The organism is Serratia sp. LTN-2, from assembly GCF_059740205.1.
In genome coordinates, this window is record NZ_JCAXDO010000021.1 from 1 (window position 1) to 23,694 (window position 23,694).

26 protein-coding genes and 2 tRNA genes are annotated in these 23,694 nt (G+C 57.9%); 11 read left to right on the plus strand and 17 right to left on the minus strand.

Features of this window, described 5'->3' with window-relative positions; translation table 11 throughout:
- The 7 genes from AC6BYQ_RS24565 to rlmE all read right to left on the minus strand — a co-directional run bounded on the left by AC6BYQ_RS24565 (position 1) and on the right by rlmE (position 5,734).
- Positions 1-73: transfer RNA gene (locus tag AC6BYQ_RS24565), tRNA-Met, on the minus strand.
- Between the two features lie 60 nt (positions 74-133).
- A tRNA-Leu gene (locus tag AC6BYQ_RS24570) sits at positions 134-220 on the minus strand.
- 70 nt (positions 221-290) lie between these two features.
- Entirely contained in the window at positions 291-626 is a 336-nt protein-coding gene (secG, locus tag AC6BYQ_RS24575) for a preprotein translocase subunit SecG (protein WP_197807064.1), read from the minus strand.
- Positions 627-846: 220 nt separating this feature from the next.
- Positions 847-2,184: a phosphoglucosamine mutase gene (gene glmM, locus AC6BYQ_RS24580; RefSeq protein WP_019453344.1), complete on the minus strand. Its 1,338-nt coding sequence runs from the start codon at positions 2,182-2,184 to the stop codon at positions 847-849.
- 3 nt (positions 2,185-2,187) lie between these two features.
- The gene (gene folP / locus AC6BYQ_RS24585) at positions 2,188-3,024 is read right to left on the minus strand and encodes a dihydropteroate synthase (protein WP_019453345.1); all 837 of its coding nucleotides are present in this window, start codon (positions 3,022-3,024) and stop codon (positions 2,188-2,190) included.
- A 92-nt stretch (positions 3,025-3,116) separates the two neighbouring features.
- Positions 3,117-5,048: an ATP-dependent zinc metalloprotease FtsH gene (gene ftsH / locus AC6BYQ_RS24590; RefSeq protein WP_004933529.1), complete on the minus strand. Its 1,932-nt coding sequence runs from the start codon at positions 5,046-5,048 to the stop codon at positions 3,117-3,119.
- 56 nt (positions 5,049-5,104) lie between these two features.
- A complete protein-coding gene (rlmE, locus tag AC6BYQ_RS24595) occupies positions 5,105-5,734 on the minus strand; it encodes a 23S rRNA (uridine(2552)-2'-O)-methyltransferase RlmE (protein WP_004933533.1) in 630 nt (209 codons plus the stop codon).
- A gap of 143 nt (positions 5,735-5,877) precedes the next feature.
- On the opposite strand from rlmE, the gene yhbY reads away from it, so the two are divergent.
- A complete protein-coding gene (gene yhbY / locus AC6BYQ_RS24600) occupies positions 5,878-6,171 on the plus strand; it encodes a ribosome assembly RNA-binding protein YhbY (RefSeq protein WP_004933536.1) in 294 nt (97 codons plus the stop codon).
- Positions 6,172-6,283: 112 nt separating this feature from the next.
- On the opposite strand, the gene greA is transcribed toward yhbY, so the two are convergent.
- Complete coding sequence (gene greA / locus AC6BYQ_RS24605; protein ID WP_004933539.1) at positions 6,284-6,760, minus strand: transcription elongation factor GreA; 477 nt, start codon at positions 6,758-6,760, stop codon at positions 6,284-6,286.
- Between the two features lie 256 nt (positions 6,761-7,016).
- Here greA and dacB point away from each other — a divergent pair, with 256 nt between their 5' ends.
- Genes dacB through pmrB form a run of 3 tightly spaced genes read left to right on the plus strand, consistent with a single transcriptional unit; the run spans position 7,017 to position 10,179 of the window.
- On the plus strand, positions 7,017-8,450 hold the full coding sequence (gene dacB / locus AC6BYQ_RS24610; RefSeq protein WP_025159591.1) for a serine-type D-Ala-D-Ala carboxypeptidase: 1,434 nt from the start codon (positions 7,017-7,019) through the stop codon (positions 8,448-8,450).
- Positions 8,451-8,458: 8 nt separating this feature from the next.
- A complete protein-coding gene (gene pmrA / locus AC6BYQ_RS24615) occupies positions 8,459-9,121 on the plus strand; it encodes a two-component system response regulator PmrA (RefSeq protein WP_019453348.1) in 663 nt (220 codons plus the stop codon).
- Positions 9,118-10,179 (plus strand): two-component system sensor histidine kinase PmrB, encoded by a 1,062-nt coding sequence (gene pmrB, locus AC6BYQ_RS24620; RefSeq protein ID WP_019453349.1) that lies wholly within the window; start codon positions 9,118-9,120, stop codon positions 10,177-10,179. The genes pmrA and pmrB overlap by 4 nt, the downstream gene beginning before the upstream one ends.
- 36 nt (positions 10,180-10,215) lie before the next feature.
- Here the strand turns inward: pmrB and cgtA are convergent, their stop codons facing one another.
- From cgtA to rplU, 4 genes are all read right to left on the minus strand, one after another.
- The gene (gene cgtA / locus AC6BYQ_RS24625; RefSeq protein WP_004933553.1) at positions 10,216-11,388 is read right to left on the minus strand and encodes an Obg family GTPase CgtA; all 1,173 of its coding nucleotides are present in this window, start codon (positions 11,386-11,388) and stop codon (positions 10,216-10,218) included.
- 16 nt (positions 11,389-11,404) lie between these two features.
- Positions 11,405-12,376 (minus strand): DMT family transporter, encoded by a 972-nt coding sequence (locus AC6BYQ_RS24630; RefSeq protein ID WP_154747204.1) that lies wholly within the window; start codon positions 12,374-12,376, stop codon positions 11,405-11,407.
- 105 nt (positions 12,377-12,481) lie between these two features.
- Complete coding sequence (rpmA, locus tag AC6BYQ_RS24635) at positions 12,482-12,739, minus strand: 50S ribosomal protein L27 (RefSeq protein WP_004933559.1); 258 nt, start codon at positions 12,737-12,739, stop codon at positions 12,482-12,484.
- A gap of 17 nt (positions 12,740-12,756) precedes the next feature.
- Entirely contained in the window at positions 12,757-13,068 is a 312-nt protein-coding gene (rplU, locus tag AC6BYQ_RS24640) for a 50S ribosomal protein L21 (RefSeq protein ID WP_004933561.1), read from the minus strand.
- A gap of 270 nt (positions 13,069-13,338) precedes the next feature.
- Between rplU and ispB the strand changes: the two genes are divergently transcribed.
- Positions 13,339-14,310, plus strand: coding sequence for an octaprenyl diphosphate synthase (gene ispB, locus AC6BYQ_RS24645; protein WP_019453351.1), 972 nt, complete (start codon positions 13,339-13,341; stop codon positions 14,308-14,310).
- 50 nt (positions 14,311-14,360) lie between these two features.
- Here the strand turns inward: ispB and AC6BYQ_RS24650 are convergent, their stop codons facing one another.
- The gene (locus AC6BYQ_RS24650) at positions 14,361-14,717 is read right to left on the minus strand and encodes a DNA-binding protein (RefSeq protein WP_498057672.1); all 357 of its coding nucleotides are present in this window, start codon (positions 14,715-14,717) and stop codon (positions 14,361-14,363) included.
- 182 nt (positions 14,718-14,899) lie between these two features.
- Here AC6BYQ_RS24650 and AC6BYQ_RS24655 point away from each other — a divergent pair, with 182 nt between their 5' ends.
- Positions 14,900-15,160 (plus strand): helix-turn-helix domain-containing protein, encoded by a 261-nt coding sequence (locus tag AC6BYQ_RS24655; RefSeq protein WP_074055411.1) that lies wholly within the window; start codon positions 14,900-14,902, stop codon positions 15,158-15,160.
- Positions 15,161-15,226: 66 nt separating this feature from the next.
- On the opposite strand, the gene mdh is transcribed toward AC6BYQ_RS24655, so the two are convergent.
- Positions 15,227-16,165, minus strand: coding sequence for a malate dehydrogenase (gene mdh / locus AC6BYQ_RS24660; RefSeq protein ID WP_004933569.1), 939 nt, complete (start codon positions 16,163-16,165; stop codon positions 15,227-15,229).
- A gap of 464 nt (positions 16,166-16,629) precedes the next feature.
- On the opposite strand from mdh, the gene argR reads away from it, so the two are divergent.
- The 3 genes from argR to yhcN (AC6BYQ_RS24675) all read left to right on the plus strand — a co-directional run bounded on the left by argR (position 16,630) and on the right by yhcN (AC6BYQ_RS24675) (position 18,151).
- Positions 16,630-17,100 (plus strand): transcriptional regulator ArgR, encoded by a 471-nt coding sequence (gene argR, locus AC6BYQ_RS24665; RefSeq protein WP_016929335.1) that lies wholly within the window; start codon positions 16,630-16,632, stop codon positions 17,098-17,100.
- A 403-nt stretch (positions 17,101-17,503) separates the two neighbouring features.
- The gene (yhcN, locus tag AC6BYQ_RS24670; RefSeq protein ID WP_004933574.1) at positions 17,504-17,767 is read left to right on the plus strand and encodes a peroxide/acid stress response protein YhcN; all 264 of its coding nucleotides are present in this window, start codon (positions 17,504-17,506) and stop codon (positions 17,765-17,767) included.
- 120 nt (positions 17,768-17,887) lie between these two features.
- A complete protein-coding gene (yhcN, locus tag AC6BYQ_RS24675; RefSeq protein ID WP_443004570.1) occupies positions 17,888-18,151 on the plus strand; it encodes a peroxide/acid stress response protein YhcN in 264 nt (87 codons plus the stop codon).
- 197 nt (positions 18,152-18,348) lie between these two features.
- Here yhcN (AC6BYQ_RS24675) and mpl read toward each other — a convergent pair whose 3' ends face one another.
- Positions 18,349-19,728 (minus strand): UDP-N-acetylmuramate:L-alanyl-gamma-D-glutamyl-meso-diaminopimelate ligase, encoded by a 1,380-nt coding sequence (gene mpl / locus AC6BYQ_RS24680; protein ID WP_033636810.1) that lies wholly within the window; start codon positions 19,726-19,728, stop codon positions 18,349-18,351.
- A gap of 169 nt (positions 19,729-19,897) precedes the next feature.
- Here mpl and fbp point away from each other — a divergent pair, with 169 nt between their 5' ends.
- Entirely contained in the window at positions 19,898-20,902 is a 1,005-nt protein-coding gene (gene fbp / locus AC6BYQ_RS24685) for a class 1 fructose-bisphosphatase (protein ID WP_004933587.1), read from the plus strand.
- A gap of 45 nt (positions 20,903-20,947) precedes the next feature.
- On the opposite strand, the gene AC6BYQ_RS24690 is transcribed toward fbp, so the two are convergent.
- The gene (locus AC6BYQ_RS24690; RefSeq protein WP_019453357.1) at positions 20,948-22,501 is read right to left on the minus strand and encodes a methyl-accepting chemotaxis protein; all 1,554 of its coding nucleotides are present in this window, start codon (positions 22,499-22,501) and stop codon (positions 20,948-20,950) included.
- Positions 22,502-22,761: 260 nt separating this feature from the next.
- Between AC6BYQ_RS24690 and ppa the strand changes: the two genes are divergently transcribed.
- Positions 22,762-23,292, plus strand: coding sequence for an inorganic diphosphatase (ppa, locus tag AC6BYQ_RS24695; RefSeq protein WP_004933594.1), 531 nt, complete (start codon positions 22,762-22,764; stop codon positions 23,290-23,292).
- Between the two features lie 53 nt (positions 23,293-23,345).
- Here the strand turns inward: ppa and AC6BYQ_RS24700 are convergent, their stop codons facing one another.
- Positions 23,346-23,693: a gamma-glutamylcyclotransferase family protein gene (locus AC6BYQ_RS24700; RefSeq protein WP_025159589.1), complete on the minus strand. Its 348-nt coding sequence runs from the start codon at positions 23,691-23,693 to the stop codon at positions 23,346-23,348.
- Between the last annotated feature and the right edge of the window lies 1 nt (position 23,694).

Sequence of the window (23,694 nt, forward strand, 5' to 3'; positions counted from 1 at the left end):
TGCGGGGGCCGGATTTGAACCGACGACCTTCGGGTTATGAGCCCGACGAGCTACCAGGCTGCTCCACCCCGCGTCCGAAAACGTGGCAAATACTACGCCGATAATCGCAAAATTGCAAGTTATCTCTGGGATTTGGTACCGAGGATGGGACTCGAACCCACAAGCCCGTTAGGGCACTACCACCTCAAGGTAGCGTGTCTACCAATTCCACCACCTCGGTACTGATTCTTACTGCTAACGGCCGTTGTTCTTTCGAGTTCACAACCACCGTTTTCAAACTCTGTTGCGGCTTACTGCGGGATATCGCTGCTCGGTTTGGCTGGTGCCGCCGGCGCGGTTGTCTGCTCAGTTTTCACTGGCTGCCCCAGGTTTTCCCACTCGCTGCTTTTCTTGCTTTGGTTGCTGCTGAGGTTGCCCAGAATCAGGCTGATGACGAAGAACAGCGTCGCCAGCACAGCAGTCATGCGGGTCATAAAGTTACCGGAACCACTCGAACCGAACAACGTGCCTGATGCACCTGCTCCGAAAGAGGCTCCCATATCAGCGCCTTTACCTTGCTGCAGCATAATCAGAGCAACCAGCCCGATTGAGATCAGCAGGAAAATTACCAGAAGAGCTTCGTACATAGTAGTACCCGTATCCTTGCGGCCTAACCGCATGCCAAATGCTTCACACTCATCAAGCAGGCGCTTTTACAAACTGCCTACTGAAGCGGGTGTGAATACTAACCAAAGCCGCCAACCCGCGCAAGGGCAATTTGCAGCCGCCGGCGCGTTTGCGGAAAAAAACGCCAACAATCGCCTGTTCGGGCTCAGCGTTGCCGAGCCCGGCGGCTAACTGTCTGTTTTAACCTGCGGATTTCACCGCGTCGGCGATGCGATGCGCCAGCGCGGTCACCTGCTGCTCGTCCTCGCCTTCCACCATCACGCGGATCAGCGGTTCGGTGCCCGATTTGCGCAGCAGCACCCGGCCGCGACCGGCCAGCTCGGCTTCCACCTGCTCGGTGACTTTACGCACCGCTTCGGATTCCAGCGGATTATGCTCGCCGGCGAAGCGCACATTGACCAGGATCTGCGGCAACAGCTTCATGCCGCTGCACAGATCGTGCAGGCTCATGTGGTTGCGCACTATGGCGGTCAGCACCTGCAGCCCGGCCACGATGCCGTCGCCGGTGGTAGTTTTGTCCAGCAGGATCACATGGCCGGAGTTTTCCGCGCCGATGCGCCAGCCCAACTCCTGCAGCTTCTCCAGCACATAGCGGTCGCCCACCTTGGCGCGGGCGAACGGAATGCCCAGCTGCTTCAGCGCCAGCTCCAGCCCCATGTTGCTCATCAGGGTGCCGACCGCGCCGCCGCGCAGCTGGCCTTGACGCAGGCCTTCACGCGCGATGATGTACAGGATCTGATCGCCGTCCACCTTGTTGCCCAAATGGTCCACCATCATCACGCGATCGCCGTCGCCGTCGAACGCCAGGCCCACGTGCGCTTTTTCTTTGAGTACGCGCTCCTGCAGCTGACGCACGTCGGTGGCGCCGCATTTTTCGTTGATATTCATGCCGTCCGGCTCAACGCCGATGGCGATCACCGTGGCGCCCAATTCGCGCAGCACGCTCGGCGCAATGTGGTAAGTGGCGCCGTTGGCGCAGTCGACCACGATCTTCAGCCCTTTCAGGCTCAGCTCGCTCGGGAAGGTGCCTTTACAGAATTCGATATAGCGGCCGGCGGCGTCGATGATGCGGCTGGCTTTACCCAGTTCGGCGGACTCCACGCAGGTCAGCGGTTTTTCCATCTCGGCTTCAATCGCCTCTTCGACGTTGTCCGGCAGTTTGGCGCCGTCTATCGAGAAGAATTTGATGCCGTTGTCGTAGAACGGGTTATGCGAGGCGGAGATGACGATACCCGCTTCGGCGCGGAAGGTGCGCGTCAGATAGGCTACCGCCGGCGTCGGCATCGGCCCGGTGAAAGAGGCAGAAAGCCCCGCGGCTGCCAGGCCGGCTTCCAGCGCGGATTCCAGCATGTAACCGGAGATGCGCGTGTCCTTGCCGATGATGATCTTGCGCGAACCGTGGCGCGCCAGCACCTTACCGGCCGCCCAACCCAGCTTCAGCACGAAGTCCGGGGTGATGGGGCTGTCCCCGACTTTGCCGCGGATGCCGTCGGTGCCGAAATATTTGCGCTCGCTCATGTCTTACTGTCCCTTTGCTGAAAGTGTTGCCTCGACGACACGCATCGCCTCGACGGTTTCTTTAACGTCATGCACTCTGACAATCTGCGCACCCTGCATTGCCGCGATCACTGCACAGGCCACGCTGCCGATAACCCGTTGATCCGGCGGCACGTTCAGCAGTTGTCCAATCATCGATTTGCGCGACATGCCGACCAGCAGCGGCAAACCGAACCGATGAAACTCCGACAACCGAGCCAGAAGCTGATAGTTGTGCGCCAAATTTTTACCGAAACCGAAGCCGGGGTCGAGCAGCAATTTCTGATTTGTTATCCCCGCCTCATTGCAGCGCCGGATATGGTGTTCAAAAAACGTCTGAACATCGGCGATCAGATCGTCGTAGTGCGGCGCCTGCTGCATGGTGCGCGGCTGCCCCTGCATGTGCATCAGGCAGACCGGCAGGCCGCTTTCCGCCGCCGCCGTCAGAGCGCCCGGCTCCTGCAGAGAACGAATGTCGTTGATCAGATGGGCGCCGGCCTGCGCCGATTCGCGGATCACGCCCGCCTTCGAAGTATCGACCGAGATAAAGACCTCGAAGCGCTGCGCCAGCGCTTCCACCACCGGCACGACCCGTTCCAATTCTTCCTCTTCGCTCACCTCCGCCGCCCCCGGCCTTGTCGATTCGCCGCCGACGTCGATCATCGTGGCGCCGGCCGAAATCAGCGCGTGCGCGTGCAGCAGCGCCTGGTTCAGGGTGTTGTGACGGCCGCCGTCGGAAAACGAATCCGGCGTCACGTTGAGGATACCCATCACCTGCGGATGGGAGAGATTGAGCGTCATGTCGCGCACGGTTAACTGCATGGTTGATCCACCTTACTGTTGCCTGGTTCACTGCCCGCCGGGCAAAAAAAAACCCCGGCGTACCGGGGTTTGATGTTATTACACAGCCGTTGTTACTTGTCGAGCTGTTCGGACATGGTGTTGCCAGGTGTTGGGGTGCGCGGCTCATCTACCGGCGTCGGGGCTTTCGGGGTGCCGCCGTTGTCGGAGCTGTTGCCTTTGTTCGCATCGTCCCAGCCTGCCGGCGGACGCACGTCTTTGCGGTTCATCAGATCGTCGATCTGCGGCGCATCGATGGTTTCATACTTCATCAGCGCATCCTTCATCGAGTGCAGGATGTCCATGTTTTCCATCAGCAGCGAGCGAGCACGCGTGTAGTTGCGTTCGATCAGCGACTTCACTTCCTGGTCGATGATACGCGCGGTCTCATCCGACATGTGCTTCGCCTTGGCCACAGAACGGCCCAGGAACACTTCACCCTCTTCTTCCGCATACAGCAGCGGCCCCAGCTTCTCGGAGAAGCCCCATTGGGTCACCATGTTGCGGGCGATGGAGGTCGCCACTTTGATGTCGTTCGACGCGCCGGTAGACACTTTTTCCGGCCCGTAGATGATCTCTTCCGCCAGACGGCCGCCGTACAGGGTGGAGATTTGGCTCTCCAGCTTCTGACGGCTGGCGCTGATCGCATCCCCTTCCGGCAGGAAGAAGGTCACGCCAAGCGCACGGCCACGAGGAATGATGGTGACCTTGTGCACCGGATCGTGTTCAGGAACCAGGCGGCCAATGATGGCGTGGCCCGCTTCGTGATACGCGGTCGACTCTTTCTGCGCTTCGGTCATCACCATGGAGCGACGTTCCGCACCCATCATGATCTTGTCTTTGGCTTTCTCGAACTCCACCATCGACACCACGCGCTTGTTGCCGCGGGCGGCGAACAGCGCCGCTTCGTTGACCAGGTTAGCCAGGTCAGCACCGGAGAAGCCCGGCGTACCGCGCGCAATGACGGAAGCGTCGATGTCGGCGGCCAACGGCACGCGGCGCATGTGCACCTTCAGGATCTGCTCACGGCCACGCACATCCGGCAGCCCGACCACGACCTGACGGTCGAAACGGCCTGGACGCAGCAGCGCAGGGTCAAGCACGTCCGGACGGTTGGTAGCCGCGATGACGATGATGCCCTCGTTGCCTTCGAAACCGTCCATCTCAACCAGCATTTGGTTCAGGGTTTGCTCGCGCTCATCGTGACCGCCACCCAGGCCGGCGCCACGCTGGCGACCGACGGCGTCGATTTCATCGATGAAGATGATGCACGGCGCGGCTTTTTTCGCTTGTTCGAACATGTCACGCACGCGGGATGCACCCACGCCGACGAACATTTCGACGAAGTCGGAACCGGAAATGGTGAAGAACGGCACCTTCGCTTCGCCGGCGATCGCTTTCGCCAACAGCGTTTTACCGGTCCCCGGCGGGCCAACCATCAGCACGCCTTTCGGGATCTTGCCGCCCAGCTTCTGGAAACGGCTCGGTTCGCGCAGGTATTCCACCAGTTCGCTCACCTCTTCTTTCGCTTCGTCACAACCGGCAACGTCGGCGAAAGTGGTCTTGATTTGGTCTTCCGTCAGCATGCGGGCCTTGCTCTTGCCGAAGGACATCGCGCCCTTGCCGCCGCCGCCCTGCATTTGCCGCATAAAGAAGATCCAGACCCCGATCAGCAACAGCATCGGGAACCACGAGATAAAGATAGAAGCCAGCAGGCTCGGCTCTTCAGGCGGCTCGCCGACAACTTTTACGTTCTTCGTTAACAACGTATCCAGCAACTTCGGATCGTTGACAGGGATGTAGGTCGTGTATTTGTTACTGTCTTTCTTGGTAACGTTAATTTCACGCCCGTTGATTCGCGCTTCGCGAACCTGGTCCTGGGTCAGTTCGGACATGAAGGTAGAGTAATCCACCCTACGGCCATTCGACTCGCTGGGCCCAAAGCTCTGGAATACAGACATCAACACTACTGCGATGACTAACCAGAGAATTAGGTTTTTCGCCATGTCACTCAAGGGATTAACCTCATCTTACAACTGTGTTAACAAACAGCGTTAGGGTACTACAGTTTGCGCCCTGTCGCTACAATGTACACTTCGCGCGAACGGGCGCGGGAAGCGTCTGGCTTACGAATCTTAACCTTCGTAAACAGGGAGCGAATTTCCCGTAGGTACTCGTCAAAGCCATCTCCCTGGAACACCTTCACCAGGAAACTTCCGCCTGGTGCGAGGACATCACGACACATATCCAGCGCCAACTCCACCAGATACATCGACCTTGGAATATCGACGGCCGGGGTGCCACTCATATTCGGGGCCATATCGGACATGACCACCTGAACCTTACTCTCGCCTACTCGTTCCAACAGTGCCTTCAGCACCAGTTCATCACGAAAATCGCCCTGAAGGAAATCGACGCCAACGATAGGATCCATTGGCAAAATATCACAGGCGATGATGCGACCGGTGCCGCCGATTTGGGTGACCACATACTGCGACCAACCGCCCGGCGCGGCGCCCAGGTCAACCACGGTCATGCCCGGCTTGAACAGTTTGTCGCTCTGCTGTATTTCATCAAGTTTAAACCACGCGCGGGATCGCAGTCCCTTTTTCTGCGCCTGCTGCACATATTTATCGCTAAAGTGTTCTTGTAACCAGCGACTGGAGCTAGCCGAACGCTTTTTATTAGCCATCTCGTTTTCCAACTATCATAAAAAGAGTCTTATGTCAGGGTCGCTGCTCACGTAGACTCACACCGGTGAAGACCGATTTGGTGATATACATGAGATGGCGGTAGAATGTACCGTTTTCAATCCCAACTTAAGCAAAAAAGACAATGAATCTGAATAATAAACAAAAACAGCACCTGAAAGGCCTGGCGCATCCGTTAAAACCGGTGGTGATGCTGGGCAATAACGGTCTTACCGAAGGGGTGCTGGCTGAAATTGAACAGGCTCTGGAGCATCATGAGCTGATCAAGGTAAAAATCGCCGCTGAAGATCGCGAAACCAAGACCCTGATCGCCGACGCTATCGTGCGCGAAACGGGCGCCTGCAATGTGCAGGTTATCGGCAGTACGCTTATTCTTTACCGCCCTTCGAAAGAGCGCAAGATCAGTCTACCGCGTTAATAACCATCAGGTTAAAGAAAAGGTGCCATGCGCCTGACGAAGATAAAAGGCCGCTTGCGGCCTTTTTCCTATCTTTACAAAACGTTGGCGCATTAATGACCAACGGCCTCGATCAGAGATACTCAACCTTCAGGATCTCATACTCGACGTCGCCGCCTGGGGTTTTGATCACCACCACATCGTCTTGCTCTTTGCCGATCAGTCCGCGCGCCATCGGCGAGTTTACCGAAATCAGATTTTTCTTGAAATCGGCCTCATCGTCGCCAACGATGCGGTAAGTCACTTCTTCTTCACTGTCCAGATTCATCACCGATACGGTGGCGCCGAAGATCACCCGGCCGGTGTTCGGCATTTTGGTGATGTCGATCACCTGAGCATTGGACAGCTTGGCTTCGATTTCCTGAATGCGGCCTTCGCAGAAACCCTGCTGTTCGCGGGCGGCGTGGTACTCGGCGTTCTCTTTCAGATCGCCGTGTTCGCGCGCTTCAGCGATATCCGCAATGATTTTCGGGCGGCGCACGCTTTTCAGATATTCGAGCTCTTCGCGCAGTTTTTCAGCGCCAAACAAGGTCATCGGAATTTGGTTCATCGTATAAATACCTCTAAATCTTTCCTGTTCAAATAACCGTCATCCTGACGTATTCGTATGAAAACACGGTTGGCATAGCGCCACCCGCCTCCAGGCGACAAACAAAAGAAACCTGACTCGGAACGGGGCCCAAGCCAAGATCGGTTTTGCATTTTGATACGCATTTTAGCCTAGAGTTCCTTGAGGGTCATCGTTTACTTTTTCCCTGATTGCACCGTAGTATGACGGCACGTTATCCAGCTGTTATCCCGAGATTATGCGTTTTTCACGAATTGTCAGTGCTTTGGCTTGCGCATTTGTTCTGAATGCGAATGCGGCCCCGGTTGAAGAGTACACACAATATCTGCCTGATGGGGCCAACCTTGCCCTGGTCGTTCAGAAGATCGGCGCCGGCTCGCCGACGATCGATTACCACTCTCAGCAAATGGCGCTGCCGGCCAGTACCCAAAAAGTGCTGACGGCGCTGGCGGCATTGCTGCAGCTCGGGCCCGATTACCGTTTCACCACCACGCTGGAGAGCCAGGGCGATATCCGCGACGGCGTGCTGCGCGGCAACCTGATCGCCCGCTTCAGCGGCGATCCGACCTTCAAACGTCAGAGCCTGCGCAATATGGTGGCCGTCCTGAAGAAACAGGGCGTGCGCCAAATCAGCGGCGACGTGCTGGTCGATACTTCGGTCTTCGCCAGCCATGACAAAGCGCCCGGCTGGCCGTGGAACGATCTGACGCAGTGCTTCAGCGCGCCGCCGGCCGCCGCCATCGTCGATCGCAACTGTTTCTCGGTCTCGCTGTACAGCGCGCCGAACCCGGGCGACATGGCGTTTATCCGCGTCGCCTCCTATTATCCGGTCAATATGTTCAGCCAGGTGCGCACTCTGGCGCGCGGTTCCGCAGACGCGCAGTACTGCGAGCTGGACGTGGTGCCGGGCGAACTGAACCGCTTTACCCTGACCGGCTGCCTGACGCAGCGCAGCGAACCGCTGCCGTTGGCCTTCGCCATCCAGGACGGTGCCAGCTATGCGGGCGCGATCCTGAAAGACGAACTGACGCAGGCCGGCATCCAGATCGACGGGCATTTGAAACGCCAGACGCGTCCCGGCATCACCGGCACGGTGATCGCGCAAACCCAGTCGGCGCCGCTGCACGATCTGTTGAAGATCATGTTGAAGAAATCGGACAACATGATCGCCGATACCGTCTTCCGCACCATCGGCCACGAACGCTTCGGCGTGCCGGGCACCTGGCGAGCGGGGTCCGACGCGGTTCGGCAGGTGCTGCGCCAGAAGGCCGGTATCGATCTGGGCAACACCATCATCGCCGACGGCTCCGGCCTGTCGCGCCACAACCTGCTGGCGCCGGCGACCATGATGCAGGCGCTGCAGTACATCGCGCAGCACGACAACGAGCTGAACTTCATCTCGATGCTGCCGCTGTCCGGCTATGACGGCACGCTGCGCTACCGCGGCGGCCTGCACGAAGCCGGCGTCGACGGTAAAGTGTCGGCCAAGACCGGCGCGCTGCAGGGCGTGTACAACCTGGCGGGCTTCATCACCACCGCCAGCGGCCAGCGCATGGCCTTCGTGCAGTATCTCTCCGGCTATGCCGTGCCGCCAGAAGATCAGAAACAGCGCCGCGCGCCGCTGGTGCGCTTCGAAAGCCGCCTGTATCGGGATATTTACCAAAACAACTGAGGATCGTCATGAAGCTGCTGGTCGTTGAGGATGATGAACTGCTGCAACAGGGGCTGGCGCTGGCGCTGACCGGCGAAGGCTATGTCTGCGACTGCGCCGCCACGGCGGCGGAGGCCAACAGCCTGCTCATCACCAGCCAATACAGCATGGTGATCCTGGATCTCGGCCTGCCAGACATGGACGGCGCCGCACTGCTGCGGCAGTGGCGCCGCCAGCAGATCGATCTGCCGGTGCTGATCCTGACCGCCCGCGACGCCCTGGAAGACCGGGTCGACGGGCTGGACGCCGGCGCCGACGACTACCTGGTCAAACCCTTCGCATTGGTTGAGCTGCAGGCACGCGTGCGCGCCCTCCTGCGCCGCTACCAGGGCCACAGCGACAATCTGATGCAGGTGGACGACCTGCAGCTGAACCTGTCCAGCCAGCAAGTCTACCTGCAACAGCAGCCGGTGGAGGTCACGCCGAAAGAGTTCGCCATCCTGGCGCGCCTGATCATGCGCGCCGGGCAGACGGTTAACCGTGAGCTCCTGCAGCAAGATCTCTACACCTGGCAAGACGATTTGGGTTCCAACACGCTGGAAGTGCACATCCACAACCTGCGCCGCAAACTGGGCAAGGATCGCATCCGCACCGTGCGCGGCATCGGCTACCGTTTGGAACCTTCGTCATGATCAGCATGCGCCGCCGCCTGCTGTTGATGCTGGCGCTGATCCTGCTAGTCACGCAACTCATCAGCGCCTTCTGGCTGTGGCACGAAAGCCAGGAACAGATCAGTTTCCTGGTGGACGAAACCCTGTCTGCCAAAGTGCGCAGCGAACGCGTCGATACCGAGATCGCCGAGGCCATCGCGTCGCTGTTGGCGCCTTCGCTGATCATGATGATCGTCACGCTGCTGGCGTCGTTCTGGGCCATCAGCTGGATCACCCGTCCGCTCAACCAATTGCAGCAGCGGCTGGAAAAGCGCTCTGCCGATAACCTGACGCCGCTGCCGATCAACAGCGACAGTCTGGAGATGGTGGCGGTCACCAATGCGCTCAATCAGCTGTTCTCACGGCTGGACAACACCATTCAACAGGAACGCCTGTTTACCGCCGACGCAGCCCATGAGCTGCGCACGCCGCTGGCCGGCATTCGCCTGCATCTGGAACTGATGGAAAAACAGGGGGTCAAGGGCAGCCAGGCGCTGATCGCCCGCATCGATCTGCTGATGCACACCGTCGAGCAACTGTTGATGCTGTCGCGCGCCGGGCAAGACTTCGCCAGCGGCCATTACCAGCATTTCGATTGGGTGGCCGATGTGATCCAGCCGCTGCGCGAAGAGCTCGGCGAAATGACCGCTCAACGCGGGCAGACGTTGGACTGGCGATTGCCGGCCGCCGCGGCGGTGAACGGCGATCCGGTGCTGCTGCGGCTGCTGCTGCGCAACCTGGTCGAAAACGCCCACCGCTACGGCCCGGAAGGCGGCGCGATACTGGTACAGTTAACGCCACAGGACAATGGCTATCTGCTGCAGGTCATCGACGATGGCCCGGGGATCAAGGAAGAGATGGTCGGGGAGCTGACGCAGGCGTTTCGCCGCATGGATCAACGCTACGGCGGCAGCGGGCTGGGGTTGAATATCGTGATCCGCATCGTGCAGCTGCACCAGGGGCGTTTGACGCTGGAAAACCGCCGCGATGCACGCGGCCTGAACGCCCAGTGCTGGCTGCCGGAAAAAGCGCTCAAATAACAAGGGCCCAGCGTTGCTGAGCCCTTGATCACCGAATTACTTCTGGTAAATGATTTCGACGCCTTCGTCGTCGTCCTCATCCCAGTCGTCATCCCAGTCATCTTCCGCTTCGGCTTCCACTTCCGCGATTTGCTCGCGGTGGTAGTCATCCCACATGAATTCGACTTTTTCCGGTGCGCTTTCTTCGATCGCCATCGCTTTCGGCTGGGTGTTGATGAAGTTCATCACGTCCCAGCACAGCGCGTTGACGCCTTCGCGGTTGGCGGCGGAGATCATGTAGTACTTCCCTTCCCAGCCCATGCCTTCCACAATCGCCTTGGCGCGTTCGGCGGCTTCTTCCTCACCAATCACATCAATTTTGTTGAACACCAGCCAGCGTGGCTTCTGCGCCAGATTTTCGCTGTATTGGTTCAACTCGTTGATGATGACTTTGGCGTTTTCCACCGGATCGGATTCGTCGATCGGCGCGATGTCCACCAGGTGCAGCAGCACGCGGCAACGCTCCAGGTGTTTCAGGAAGCGAATACCCAGGCCCGCACCTTCGGATGCGCCCTCGATCAGCCCCGGGATGTCGGCGACCACAAAGCTCTGCTCATGGTCCATGCGCACCACGCCCAGGCTCGGCACCAGGGTGGTGAACGGATAGTCGGCCACCTTCGGTTTGGCGGCGGACACCGCGCGGATGAAGGTCGATTTGCCGGCGTTCGGCAGACCCAGCATGCCCACGTCGGCCAGCAGCAACAGTTCCAGCAGCAGATCGCGCGCTTCGCCGGCGGTGCCCAGCGTCTTCTGACGCGGCGCACGGTTGACCGAAGATTTGAAACGGGTGTTGCCCAGACCGTGCCAGCCGCCCTTGGCGACCATCAGCTTCTGCTCGTGACGGGTCATGTCGCCGAGGATCTCGCCGGTGCCCTGATCCTTCACGCGCGTGCCGACCGGCACCTTGATGATGACGTCTTTACCGCGTTTACCGGTACAGTCGCGGCTCTGGCCGTTCTGGCCACGCTCGGCGCGGAAAGACTTCTCAAAACGGTAGTCGATCAGGGTGTTGAGGTTTTCGTCCGCCAGCAGGTAGACGTCGCCGCCGTCGCCGCCGTCGCCGCCGTCAGGCCCACCGTTGGGGATATATTTTTCGCGGCGGAAGCTGACGCATCCGTTGCCGCCGTCGCCTGCAACGACCAAAATCGCTGCTTCATCTACAAACTTCATTTACCGTCTCCGTAAATCATTCACCGGGCTGCTTCAAAGGAGCAACCTGGGGGGGTTCTGCCCGTCGCGGCCACCACCGGTGACCAATTGCGGAAAACATAGCGCCCGCCACAACCACAAACGCGCCAACATAGCCGACGAGGTTCAACGTCGGCGCGGCGAACGCCTGAGGCCAGGCCATCGCCAATAAATCTGAAAACAGCAGGGTAAACAGCGGGGTCAGCGTCACCAACGCGCTCACCTGCGCCGCCTGCCATCGCGCCATCGCTTCCGCCAGCGCGCCATAGCCGATCAGCGTATTGGCGCCGCAAAACAGCAGGCACGCCAATTGCCAGCCGCTAAGCTGGAAAATCACCTCGGGCTTGGCCAGAGGAAACAACGCTATCGCACATAAAGTGTACAACATAACCAGGATCTGCGGCGACGCCAGCCGGCGCAACAACACCTTCTGCGCCACGCCGTAGCTCACCCAGACCATCGCCGCGCACACGCCCAGCATGACGCCGAGCGTATAGTCCGTCAGCCGGGTGAAGATCTCAACCAGGCTGACGTTGAAAAACAGCATCAAGCCGCCGATCAGCATCAGCGCGCCGATCGCCTGGGTAACCCGCATGCGCTCTTTTAAGATCAGCACGCTGGCGAACATCATGCCGACCGGCGACAGCTGGCCAATCACCTGCGACGCCGTCGGGCTCAGGTATTGCAGCGATGAACTGAACAACACGAAGTTGCCCAGCAGCCCTGCCGTGGCGATCGCCAACAGCAGCAGCCAGCGCGGCTGGCGGAACATCGTCAGCGGCGGCAGCTTGCCGCGCACCGCGAGGATGACGCCCAAACCGATCGCGGCCATGGTAAAGCGGTACCAGACGACGGTAAACGGCTCCATTACCGCCAGCACTTCTTTCATCGCGATCGGCAACGCGCCCCAGCAAACCGCCGTGGTTAACGCCAGGGAAATGCCAACGCCGACCTGCTGCTTCGTATCCATATCACCTTCGCCAACGCTGACGGGGCCGCACCTGAGCAGCCCATAAATGTAAAAAGCCCCGCAACGAATTGCGGGGCTTACATCTATTTCGTAAGGCTCGAAAAATTATTCAGCTTCGATGCTGATGAATTTACGATTGCTCGGGCCTTTAACTTCGAATTTGACTTTACCGTCTTTCAAAGCAAACAGAGTGTGGTCTTTGCCGCAACCCACGTTGGTACCAGCGTGGAATTTGGTGCCGCGCTGACGAACGATGATGCTGCCTGCCAGTACTGCTTCGCCGCCAAAGCGTTTTACGCCCAGACGTTTAGCTTCTGAATCGCGACCGTTACGAGTCGAGCCGCCAGCCTTTTTGTGTGCCATTAATCCGCTCTCCTAACTTAAGCGCTGATGCCGGTGATTTTAACGTCAGTGAACCACTGACGGTGGCCCTGCTGCTTACGGTGGTGTTTACGACGACGAAACTTAACAATCTTAATTTTCTCGCCACGACCGTGAGCAACGACTTCAGCTTTGATCTTGCCGCCATCGACGAAAGGAACGCCGATTTTGATATCTTCGCCATTAGCGATCATCAGAATCTGGTCAAACTCAACCGCTTCACCAGTTGCGATGTCCAGCTTTTCCAAGCGAACGGTCTGACCTTCGCTTACTCGGTGTTGTTTACCACCACTTTGGAAAACCGCGTACATATAAAACTCCGCTTTCCGCGTGCCCGACTGTGTTAGTTCAGAGCGCGCTATAAATATTCACAATAGGGCGCGAATTCTACGCAAAAAAGCGGCGCATGACAAGAGCAGAATAAGACCAGATGAACAAAAAAGAAGAAAAAAAACACAGTTTCTTTCGTGGCGTTTATCTGAACCGTTTTTCAAGTACAATCATAGGGACAGTTACCGCCATGTACCGATGTGAGCAGCGATCTCAACGCGGTGAAGAGAAACACAGCTGAAAAAAATACAATGAACCTAGAGCAAATTACCGAGTTAACCGCGCAAGATATGGCGGCCGTGAACGCAACAATTCTCGAACAGCTGAATTCCGATGTCACGCTCATCAATCAGCTTGGCTATTACATTATCAGCGGTGGCGGTAAGCGCATCCGGCCGATGATCGCCGTCCTGGCGGCGCGAGCGTTGGGGTATGAAGGCAACAAGCACGTCACCGTCGCCGCCCTGATCGAGTTCATTCATACCGCCACGCTGCTGCATGACGACGTCGTCGACGAATCGGACATGCGCCGCGGCAAAGCCACCGCCAATGCCGCGTTCGGCAATGCGGCCAGCGTGCTGGTCGGCGACTTTATCTACACCCGCGCCTTCCAGATGATGACCAGCCTGGAATCACTGCGCGTGCTGGCGTTGATGTCGGAGGCGGTCAACGTCATCGCCGAAGGTGAAGTGCTGCAGTTGATGAACGTGCACGATCCTGACATCAGCGAAGAAAACTATATGCGGGTGATCTACAGCAAAACCGCCCGTCTGTTTGAAGCGGCGGCGCAATCGTCGGCGATCCTGTCCGGCGCCAGCGCCGAGCAAGAGCAGGCGCTGCAAGATTATGGCCGCTACCTCGGCACCGCTTTCCAGCTGATCGACGATCTGCTCGATTACAGCGCCGACGGCAGCACCCTCGGTAAAAACACCGGCGACGATCTGAACGAAGGGAAACCGACCCTGCCGCTGCTGCACGCGATGCACAACGGCGACGATGCGCAGCGTGAGATGATCCGAGGCGCGATTGAGCAAGGCAACGGCCGCCACCTGCTGGAGCCGGTATTGCAGGCGATGCAGCAATGCGGTTCGCTGGAATACACCCGCCAACGCGCCGAAGAGGAAGCCGACAAGGCGATCGCCGCGCTGCAGGTCTTGCCGGCCTCGGAGCACCGCACGGCGCTGGAAGGCCTGGCCCATCTGGCGGTACAGCGCGAATTTTAAGAAACCTGGGTTTCTTAACGTTCTCATCAGGCCCGCGCCCACGGGCCTGACTACCTCTCGTTTTCTTCGTCGATGCGCGCCAGCAGGCCGCCGATCCCTTCCCGCATCAGGAAAGCCACCATTTTTTCGCGCTCGCTTTCCGTCAGATGGTAGTAATACTCGATCCAAACCGACAACGGATCCTGGCGCTCCAGGTCATATGCCGCCCCGTCTTCCCTCAGCATCAGCAGATTGCGCGCGCCTGCCGGCAGGCTGTCGATATGATACTCCAACGCTTTTCCCTGCACGCCTTGGCGTCTGCGGCTGAGCCAGCCTTCGCGCCGGGCCATCAGATTGATTCCTTGTGGTGAGGAAGGTAATCCTGCGATGCCTGTCAGCTCCTTGGCGGCAAACCACTCGTTTTTCATAGCCATTATCTCTGGACAATAGTGGGCAAAGTCATTTATTTGGAAACTGATTGGGTCATTTTTGGGAAATTTAATGGTATTCTGATTTCCGAATAAGCGTTTCACGTTGTTCAAACGCCTAACCTTGACCCGTTAGTTATACCACTAACGCAACTTTGGCTAATCAGAAAAGGAATGTAAACATGAATTCAAGGAAGCAGGACTGGCACCCGGCAGACATCATCGCGGCGTTACGCAAGCAGGGCACCACGTTGGCGGCGGTATCACGCAAGGCAGGATTAAGCTCATCAACGCTGGCCAACGCGCTATCGCGCCCATGGCCGAAAGGAGAATGGCTGATCGCCGAAGCGATAGGCGTTCACCCCTCGGAGATCTGGCCAAGCCGCTATTATGATCCGCACAGCGATTGCCTTCTGGATCGCAAAGCGCGCATCAAGTCGTGAACGCAGGGCAAAAAAAACCGCCGGAACAGCGTCCGGCGGCGTTTATCGGCTGACTCGCGGCGACGATCAGTTATTGATGAACTTCTCGCCCAGCTCGATATCTTTGTGCAGCACGTCCAGCATCTCATTCAGCGCTTTTTGTTCAAAGGCGCTCAGGGTGCCGATATCTTTGCGTTCTTCAACGCCGTTTTTGCCCAGCACCAGCGGCTGCGCGAAGAAGCGAGCGTATTTGCCGTCGCCTTCAACGTAAGCGCATTCCACCACGCCTTTCTCACCCTGCAGCGCACGCACCAGAGACAGGCCGAAACGTGCGGCCGCCTGGCCCATGGACAGCGTTGCAGATCCGCCACCGGCTTTAGCTTCCACCACTTCGGTGCCGGCGTTCTGAATGCGTTTGGTCAGATCCGCCACTTCCTGATCGGTGAAGCTCACGCCTGGGATCTGCGACAGCAGAGGCAGGATGGTCACGCCAGAGTGGCCGCCGATCACCGGCACGTTCAGTTCTTCAGGCTGCTTGCCTTTCAGCTCGGCCACGAAGGTGTTGGAACGAATGATATCCAGCGAGGTCACGCCGAACAGTTTGTTTTTGTCGTAAACGCCGGCTTTTTTCAGCACTTCCGCCGCGATGGCGACCGTGGTGTTTACCGGGTTGGTGATGATGCCGATGCAGGCTTTCGGGCAGGTTTTCGCCACTTGCTCAATCAGGTTACGCACGATGCCGGCGTTAACGTTGAACAGGTCGGAGCGATCCATGCCTGGCTTACGGGCCACGCCGGCGGAAATCAGCACCACGTCCGCGCCGTGCAGAGCCGGGGTCGCGTCTTCGCCGCTGAAGCCTTTGATTTTAACTGCGGTTGGGATGTGGCTTAAGTCGACGGCAACGCCTGGGGTAACGGGGGCAATGTCGTAGAGAGAGAGTTCAGAACCTGAAGGAAGCTGGGTTTTGAGTAGAAGGGCGAGGGCCTGGCCGATACCGCCAGCAGCACCGAGAACTGCAACTTTCATCCTATACTCCTTTATTATCTTAAATATATAAAGCGCCGTGAATGTGTTGGTTACGGACCTTAAATTATTACACCTTTAAAAACAATAAATTAGCCAATTCTTGCCTGCCAGTGTAATAAAATGGCCGCTGTCGCGCCCATTTTAGATTAAATCGCTTACGCATGAAGGGCATAGCGCACACTAATCAAAAATAATGCGAGGTTATTCACGAGCAAGTTAACCGGCCGTTACATTACACCCTTACGCAACATCAGAACAACATCATTTTAATAACATTTTATTTACTACTGCGGGCCGATTTTCCGTCGTCAAAAGGGCATATTCATCGCGGCCGGATTTTGTTAAAATGCCGCCCTTTCCTCGCCGCCCGGTCATGTTTATTTTCTTTGGGTCGGCCTCTGTTGCATAAAAATTCATCTATATGCATAATCATGACTTCCACTATCAACTTTCCACGGTGCAAAATGCGTAATCCCGCAAAACAGGAAGATCTGATCAAGACGTTCAAAGCGTTATTGAAAGAAGAAAAATTCAGTTCTCAAGGCGAGATCGTTTTGGCGCTGCAAGAAGAAGGCTTCGAAAACATTAACCAATCCAAAGTATCGCGCATGCTGACCAAGTTCGGTGCGGTACGTACGCGTAATGCCAAAATGGAGATGGTGTATTGCCTTCCGGCCGAACTCGGCGTGCCGACCACTACCAGCCCGCTAAAGAACCTGGTGCTGGACGTCGACCATAACGACGCCGTCGTGGTGATCCACACCAGCCCGGGCGCCGCACAGCTGATCGCCCGCCTGCTCGACTCATTGGGCAAATCCCAGGGCATCCTTGGCACTATCGCCGGCGACGACACGATTTTCGTCACCCCGTCCAGCGGCTTTACCGCTCAGAAGCTGCATGAAGCGATCCTGGGCGTGTTCGAGCAAGAGCTGTGAAACCTGGCGCTAACAAAGTGCGGCTACCGTTCGCATTTTGTTAGCGCTTCTTTAACCCCTGCGTTACCTTCTCGGCCCCCAACCGCGTTTAACACTGCTTTTTTATCCCGCTACAACACATTTCCATGACATCTCCATGTAGCCAGCAGTACCCACTGTGATCTTCCGCACTTTTGGTCAAAAGCACTTACCTCATTGAAATTACATAAAATTAACATCAAAAGATCGTTTTATAAGCGTTTTTTATTCCTTACGGTTATAAAAAAGAAGGTTCACCGGTTTAAAGTTTCACTAGCAACTGTTAGCGAACTATTAATTTTTCGCGTTACTAGCTGTATACTCATTTCCGTGAACTAAGTCACAGTTCGTTAGAACTGATAAAAGAATACGATGAGGTGAGATGATGAAAATTAAAGCTACCGTTGCAACCCTGAGCGTTCTGTCCATGCTTTCCTTCGGCGCATTCGCAGCACAATCTGTTGATGCAACCCAGGCCGCAAAACTGCAGCCCGCCGGCGTGATCACTGTGAGCGGCGTCGCCGCTGCACCTTCCGACATTCGTCAGGCGCTGTCCGATAAAGCCGACGCCAAAGGGGCGACCGCTTACCGCGTGATCGAAGCGCGTAACGACGGCAACTTCCACGCGACCGCTGAAATCTACAAATAAGTACCGGCATTACCCGGCAACGGGCAATACATCTCTGGAACCAAACGCTGTCATAACGGCCTTCAAGAATAAAAATCGCTGCCAAGCCCTTCCAGGCTGTTATGACCAAGGATCGCTATCATGAACATGAAAACTACTGTTGCTGCACTCGGTTTGCTGTCCGTCATCTCCTTCGGCGCCTCCGCCGCCCAGTTGGTGACTAACGATCAGACCACCAATCTGCAATCTATCGGCACCATTACCGTCAGCGGCATCGACGGCGCGCCGACCGACATTCGCCAGGCGTTGTCGGAGAAAGCCGACGCGAAAGGCGCGACCGCCTACCGCGTAATCGAAGCGCGTAACGAAGGCAACTACCACGCCACCGCCGAGATTTACAAATAACAACTCTGGGAACGGCTTTGCAGAGCTGATTACCCTCGTCACTGCCACTGCCGAGTTCTGACGCAAACGCCGATTTCCCAGAGACCCTCTCGTCGTCCTATCCGACGAACCCCGTTGCCCTCGCTCGCGAGGGCTTTTTTATGGGCGTAAAAAAGGCCGCGAATGCGGCCCTTGTGTTGGCTGATGCGGCTAAGCGATCAGTAGGTCACCTTCGGTTCCTGCTTTTTCGCCAGCGCGTCCAGCAGGCGATCGTGAATGCCGCCGAAACCGCCGTTGCTCATCACCAGAATGTGATCGCCCGGCTGTGCGGTTTTCACCACCATGTCCACCAGCGTGTCGAGATCCGCACTCCAGTGCGCCGGTTGCACACAGGCATCCGCCACTTCCGCCACCTGCCACGGAATGTGATGCGGCTGGAACAGGAACACCTCGTCGGCGCGGCCGAGCGAAGGCGCCAGATCGTTTTTGCTGATGCCCATTTTCATGGTGTTGGAGCGCGGTTCCAGCACCGCCAGAATGCGCGCCGTGCCGCCTACCTTGCCGCGCAGCGCGGCCAGGGTGGCCAGGATCGCCGTCGGGTGGTGCGCGAAGTCGTCGTAAACGGTGACGCCGTTGGCTTCGCCGCGCAGCTCCAGGCGGCGGCGGGCATTGATGAAATCGCCCAATGCGCGGCAGGCGTCCGCCGGCTGCACGCCGACGTGGCGGGTGGCGGCGATGGCCATCAGGCCGTTATGCATGTTGTGCTCGCCCACCAGCGCCCAGTTCACTTCGCCGACCTGCTCGCCGTCGAGGAACACCGCGTAATGGCTGGCGTCCGGTGTCAACTTCTGCGCGCGCCAGGTGCCCTCTTCCCCCACCAGCTCCTGCTCGCTCCAGCAGCCCATCGCCATCACCTGTTTCAGGTGGCTGTCGTTGTCCGGCAGAATGATCTTGCCTTTGCCCGGCACCAGACGCACCAGATGGTGGAACTGTTTCTGGATGGCTTTCAGATCGTCGAAGATGTCGGCATGGTCGAACTCCAGGTTATTCATGATCAGCGTGCGCGGGCTGTAATGCACGAATTTGGAGCGCTTGTCGAAGAACGCGCAGTCATACTCGTCGGCTTCAATGACGAAGAACGGGCTGCCGCCGAGGCGGGCCGAAACGTCGAAGTTGCCCGGCACGCCGCCGATGACGAAGCCGGGCTGGTAGCCGCAGGCCTCGAGGATCCAGGTCGCCATGCCGGCGGTGGTGGTTTTGCCGTGGGTGCCGGCGACCGCCAATACCCAGCGATCGCGCAACACGGCGTCGTGCAGCCACTGCGGACCGGAAACGTAAGGGATGCCACGCTCCAGCACCGCCTCCACGCACGGGTTGCCGCGCGTCATGGCGTTGCCGATGATCACCAGATCCGGCGCCGGATCCAGCTGGGCTGGATCATAACCCTGAATAAGATCGATCCCCTGGTTCTCCAGCAGCGTGCTCATCGGTGGATAGACGTTGGCGTCCGAACCGGTGACGTCATGCCCCAGTGAGCGCGCCAGCATCGCCAGCCCGCCCATAAAGGTGCCACAGATCCCAAGAATGTGAATGCGCATAGGTTTCTCATGTGAGTGCATCGAATGTCGGCATATTCTAACGCTCAGAATCGTCCAGAAGAAATGGATTTGCCTATGAATGGCGCGCATCTTTGGGCTACACTGCACGCGAAAACGTTGGCGGTTTGTTAACAGGCCGCTATCCATCCGTAGATTCAGGGATTGTGTCATGAAAACGTTAGGCGAATTTATCGTCGAGAAACAGCACGACTTCTCGCACGCCACCGGCGAGCTGACCGCGTTACTTTCTGCCATTAAACTGGGCGCCAAAATCATCCACCGCGACATCAACAAGGCCGGCCTGGTTGATATTCTGGGAACCAGCGGGGTGTCCAACGTACAGGGCGAAGTTCAGATGAAACTGGACCTGTACGCGAACGAAAAACTGAAAGCGGCGTTGAAAGCGCGCGGTGAAGTTGCGGGTATCGCTTCCGAAGAAGAAGATGAAATCGTGATATTCGACGGCGAGCGTGCTGAAAATGCCAAGTATGTCGTATTGATGGATCCGTTGGACGGTTCGTCCAACATCGATGTCAACGTCTCGGTCGGTACGATTTTCTCTATCTACCGTCGCATCACGCCGGTCGGCACGCCGGTGACCGAAGAAGACTTCCTGCAGCCGGGCAGCGCCCAGGTCGCAGCGGGTTATGTGGTTTACGGTTCGTCCACCATGCTGGTGTACACCACCGGTTACGGCGTCCACGCCTTCACTTACGACCCGTCTCTGGGCGTGTTCTGTCTCTCTCACGAGAAAGTGCGCTTCCCGGCGAGCGGCAACATGTATTCCATCAACGAAGGCAACTACATCAAGTTCCCTCTCGGCGTGAAGAAATACATCAAGTACTGCCAGGAGCAGGACGAAGCGACGCAGCGCCCTTATACCTCGCGCTACATCGGTTCTCTGGTGGCGGACTTCCACCGCAACCTGCTGAAAGGCGGCATCTACATCTACCCAAGCACCGCCAGCCACCCACAGGGCAAGCTGCGCCTGCTGTACGAATGCAACCCGATGGCGTTCCTGGCCGAACAGGCCGGCGGTAAGGCCAGCGACGGTAAAAACCGCATTCTGGACATCACGCCGGTGAAACTGCACCAGCGCGCGCCATTCTTCGTCGGCACCAAGTCGATGGTGGAAGACGCAGAACGCTTCATCGCCGAAAACCCGGACGAGTAACGCGTTTTTTGCCAGGGTTCGGCGCCTTGCCGAACCCTTATCGCCTTACAGCTTGAACGCCGCCATGCTCTGCGCCAGCAGCTGAGCCTGATCTTCCAGCGAGCGCGTCGCCGCCGCAGACTCCTCCACCAGCGCCGCATTCTGTTGCGCCACCTGATCCATCTGCGCCACCGCCAGGTTCACCTGTTCGATACCGCTGCTTTGTTCGCGCGTCGCCGCCGAGATCTCACGCATCAACGCCGTCACCCGGCCCACTTCGCCGGTGATGCCGCTCATGGTCTGCGCCGCCGACTCCACCATCTGCTCGCCTTCCTGCACCCGGTTCTGCGACGCTTCGATCAGCCCTTTGATCTCTTTCGCCGACTGGGCGCTGCGCTGCGCCAGATTGCGCACTTCGCCGGCCACCACCGCGAAGCCGCGGCCCTGTTCACCGGCGCGCGCCGCTTCCACCGCCGCATTCAGCGCCAGGATATTGGTCTGGAAGGCGATGCCGTCCATCACGCTGATGATATCGGCGATGCGGCGTGAACTGTCGGTGATCGCCTGCATCTTGCTCATCACCTGGCTGACCACGTCGCTGCCCTGGTTGGCGATATCGGACACGCTCAGCGCCAGTTGGTTGGCCTGTTCGCAGTTCTCGGCGTTCATTTTCACCGTCGAGGTCAGTTGCTCCATGCTGGCGGCGGTCTCTTCCAGCGAGGCGGCCGATTCTTCGGTGCGCTGCGCCAGGTGCAGGTTGCCGGCCGCCAGTTCGCGTGAACCGGTGTCGATCTGGCTGCTGGCATCGCGCACTTTGCTGACCGAACTGGCCAACGCCCGCTGCATGCGCTGCATCGCGCGTATCAGGCGCCCCATTTCGGTATCGCCCTCGCCGCGGATCTCATGGGTCAGATCGCCGCCGGCGATGTGTTCCAGCTGCGCGATGGACTCGTCCAACGGGCGCAGAATGATCACGCGCAGCGCGAACCAGGCCAGCACCGCCAGCAGCACACTCAGCAGGCCCGCCACCACGATCAGCGAGATCTTGGTGCTGGCGTTGCTTTCCGCGTCATGCACCTGCTGGGCGCCGAGCTTCATGGCGAAGCTGCGGAAATCGGTGAGATCCTTTTCAAACGCGATGCTCAATGCGGAGATGCGCGTCTCCTGAATATGGTAATACTCATCAATCTTGCCGGCCTTGATGGCGGCGGCCATCGGCTTCACGCCCTGTTCCAGATAGGCGCGATAGCTGTTTTGCAGGCGGTTGGAGAGTTCGCGGCCGCGATCGGTCACGGTGCCGACGCCGACAAAGCGCGCCATTTCCTTGTTCGACTGCTCGAGGTAGCCGTAGATGCGGCCGACGGTCGCGTCGGAGACATCAGTCTGGCCGATCTCCCGTTGGCGCACCGCCAGCGAGGCAGCAGTTCGGGCGCGCAGCGTCAGGTTGGAGCTGTTGGCCAGCGAGCCCAGCTCTTCGCCAAGGATCTGGTTTAAGGTATGGATCGAGCGCGATCCTTCGTTAATCGCGTTGACGCCAATAACGCTGACCATGATCAGCAGCATGGTCATCAGGCTCAGCAGGGCGATCAGCCCAGCCTTCACCGTAATCTTTTTTAGCATGAGTTCTTCCCGGCTTCAGAATAGTGAGATCAGACGTAGTAGGGGTGGCAAAACGCGGAGCCAGCTTTGCTGGCTCATTATTGTTTGTTGAAGTTATCGGCAGCCGCAGGCAAAACTTCATGCCGTGGCGGGATTAATCTGGAAATTCTCCGCGCGCAGAGACACTGGGTTTTCGACGATGAAAAGGGCAGGAAATCGCAAAAGAGTCCGCTATAATAGCCGCCACTCCATTTCTGGTTTGATGATTAAAGGAAACCGACATGAGCTTGAATCTGGTCCCTGCTGGCAAAGACCTGCCGGAAGACATCTACGTAGTAATCGAAATCCCGGCCAACGCCGATCCAATCAAATACGAAATCGACAAAGAAACCGGCGCGCTGTTCGTTGACCGTTTCATGTCCACCGCAATGTTCTACCCGTGCAACTACGGCTACATCAACCACACCCTGTCTCTGGACGGCGACCCGGTTGACGTACTGGTCCCAACGCCATATCCGCTGCAGCCGGGTTCCGTGATCCGCTGCCGTCCGGTTGGCGTGCTGAAGATGACCGACGAAGCCGGTGAAGACGCCAAGCTGGTTGCGGTACCGCACAGCAAGCTGACCAAAGAGTACGATCACGTGAAAGACGTGAACGACCTGCCGGAGCTGCTGAAAGCTCAGATCGCTCACTTCTTCGAGCACTACAAAGATCTGGAAAAAGGCAAATGGGTGAAAGTGGAAGGCTGGGCAGACGCTGCCGCGGCTAAAGCGGAAATCATCGCCTCCTTCGAACGCGCCGCCAAGAAGTAATTCTCGCCGCCGTCCGATGAAAAAACACCGCTCAATGAGCGGTGTTTTTTTTCTTACTGTTCTTCGAGACGCTTCAGCCAGTCACCGCTGGTAATTCGCGGGTAACCGTCCACGCTGTGTTTGTACAGGTAGATCCACGCACTCCCATAAGGCGTCTGAATCAGCTCGCGCTTATAGTCCTTGGTGTTGCTTTTCAGTTCGTCCAGCTCTGCCAGAATCGATGAGTTAATACGATACACCTCGCAATGTATCGTGCCCTCTCCAGGGATCGCCGCCGGGTAATGGCCCAGATTATAAATCTGATAGCCTTCGAGCTCGTGCTCGCCGAGCCATTGGGCGTTGGTCATCCAATGGCTGTTTCCCTGTTTGCGTCGTAAACTGCCGTAGACAATTATTCGCATC

Coding starts and splice junctions, on each gene's coding strand:
- yhcN (WP_004933574.1), top strand. CDS start 17,504: ATGAAAATTAAAGCTACCGTTGCAACCCTGAGCGTTCTGTCCATGCTT.
- mdh (WP_004933569.1), bottom strand. CDS start 16,165: ATGAAAGTTGCAGTTCTCGGTGCTGCTGGCGGTATCGGCCAGGCCCTC.
- yhcN (WP_443004570.1), top strand. CDS start 17,888: ATGAACATGAAAACTACTGTTGCTGCACTCGGTTTGCTGTCCGTCATC.
- rplU (WP_004933561.1), bottom strand. CDS start 13,068: ATGTACGCGGTTTTCCAAAGTGGTGGTAAACAACACCGAGTAAGCGAA.
- secG (WP_197807064.1), bottom strand. CDS start 626: ATGTACGAAGCTCTTCTGGTAATTTTCCTGCTGATCTCAATCGGGCTG.
- AC6BYQ_RS24650 (WP_498057672.1), bottom strand. CDS start 14,717: ATGAAAAACGAGTGGTTTGCCGCCAAGGAGCTGACAGGCATCGCAGGA.
- ftsH (WP_004933529.1), bottom strand. CDS start 5,048: ATGGCGAAAAACCTAATTCTCTGGTTAGTCATCGCAGTAGTGTTGATG.
- mpl (WP_033636810.1), bottom strand. CDS start 19,728: ATGCGCATTCACATTCTTGGGATCTGTGGCACCTTTATGGGCGGGCTG.
- yhbY (WP_004933536.1), top strand. CDS start 5,878: ATGAATCTGAATAATAAACAAAAACAGCACCTGAAAGGCCTGGCGCAT.
- ispB (WP_019453351.1), top strand. CDS start 13,339: ATGAACCTAGAGCAAATTACCGAGTTAACCGCGCAAGATATGGCGGCC.
- pmrB (WP_019453349.1), top strand. CDS start 9,118: ATGATCAGCATGCGCCGCCGCCTGCTGTTGATGCTGGCGCTGATCCTG.
- cgtA (WP_004933553.1), bottom strand. CDS start 11,388: ATGAAGTTTGTAGATGAAGCAGCGATTTTGGTCGTTGCAGGCGACGGC.
- rlmE (WP_004933533.1), bottom strand. CDS start 5,734: ATGGCTAATAAAAAGCGTTCGGCTAGCTCCAGTCGCTGGTTACAAGAA.
- argR (WP_016929335.1), top strand. CDS start 16,630: ATGCGTAATCCCGCAAAACAGGAAGATCTGATCAAGACGTTCAAAGCG.
- glmM (WP_019453344.1), bottom strand. CDS start 2,184: ATGAGCGAGCGCAAATATTTCGGCACCGACGGCATCCGCGGCAAAGTC.
- fbp (WP_004933587.1), top strand. CDS start 19,898: ATGAAAACGTTAGGCGAATTTATCGTCGAGAAACAGCACGACTTCTCG.
- dacB (WP_025159591.1), top strand. CDS start 7,017: ATGCGTTTTTCACGAATTGTCAGTGCTTTGGCTTGCGCATTTGTTCTG.
- AC6BYQ_RS24700 (WP_025159589.1), bottom strand. CDS start 23,693: ATGCGAATAATTGTCTACGGCAGTTTACGACGCAAACAGGGAAACAGC.
- ppa (WP_004933594.1), top strand. CDS start 22,762: ATGAGCTTGAATCTGGTCCCTGCTGGCAAAGACCTGCCGGAAGACATC.
- folP (WP_019453345.1), bottom strand. CDS start 3,024: ATGCAGTTAACCGTGCGCGACATGACGCTCAATCTCTCCCATCCGCAG.
- pmrA (WP_019453348.1), top strand. CDS start 8,459: ATGAAGCTGCTGGTCGTTGAGGATGATGAACTGCTGCAACAGGGGCTG.
- greA (WP_004933539.1), bottom strand. CDS start 6,760: ATGAACCAAATTCCGATGACCTTGTTTGGCGCTGAAAAACTGCGCGAA.
- rpmA (WP_004933559.1), bottom strand. CDS start 12,739: ATGGCACACAAAAAGGCTGGCGGCTCGACTCGTAACGGTCGCGATTCA.
- AC6BYQ_RS24630 (WP_154747204.1), bottom strand. CDS start 12,376: ATGGATACGAAGCAGCAGGTCGGCGTTGGCATTTCCCTGGCGTTAACC.
- AC6BYQ_RS24655 (WP_074055411.1), top strand. CDS start 14,900: ATGAATTCAAGGAAGCAGGACTGGCACCCGGCAGACATCATCGCGGCG.
- AC6BYQ_RS24690 (WP_019453357.1), bottom strand. CDS start 22,501: ATGCTAAAAAAGATTACGGTGAAGGCTGGGCTGATCGCCCTGCTGAGC.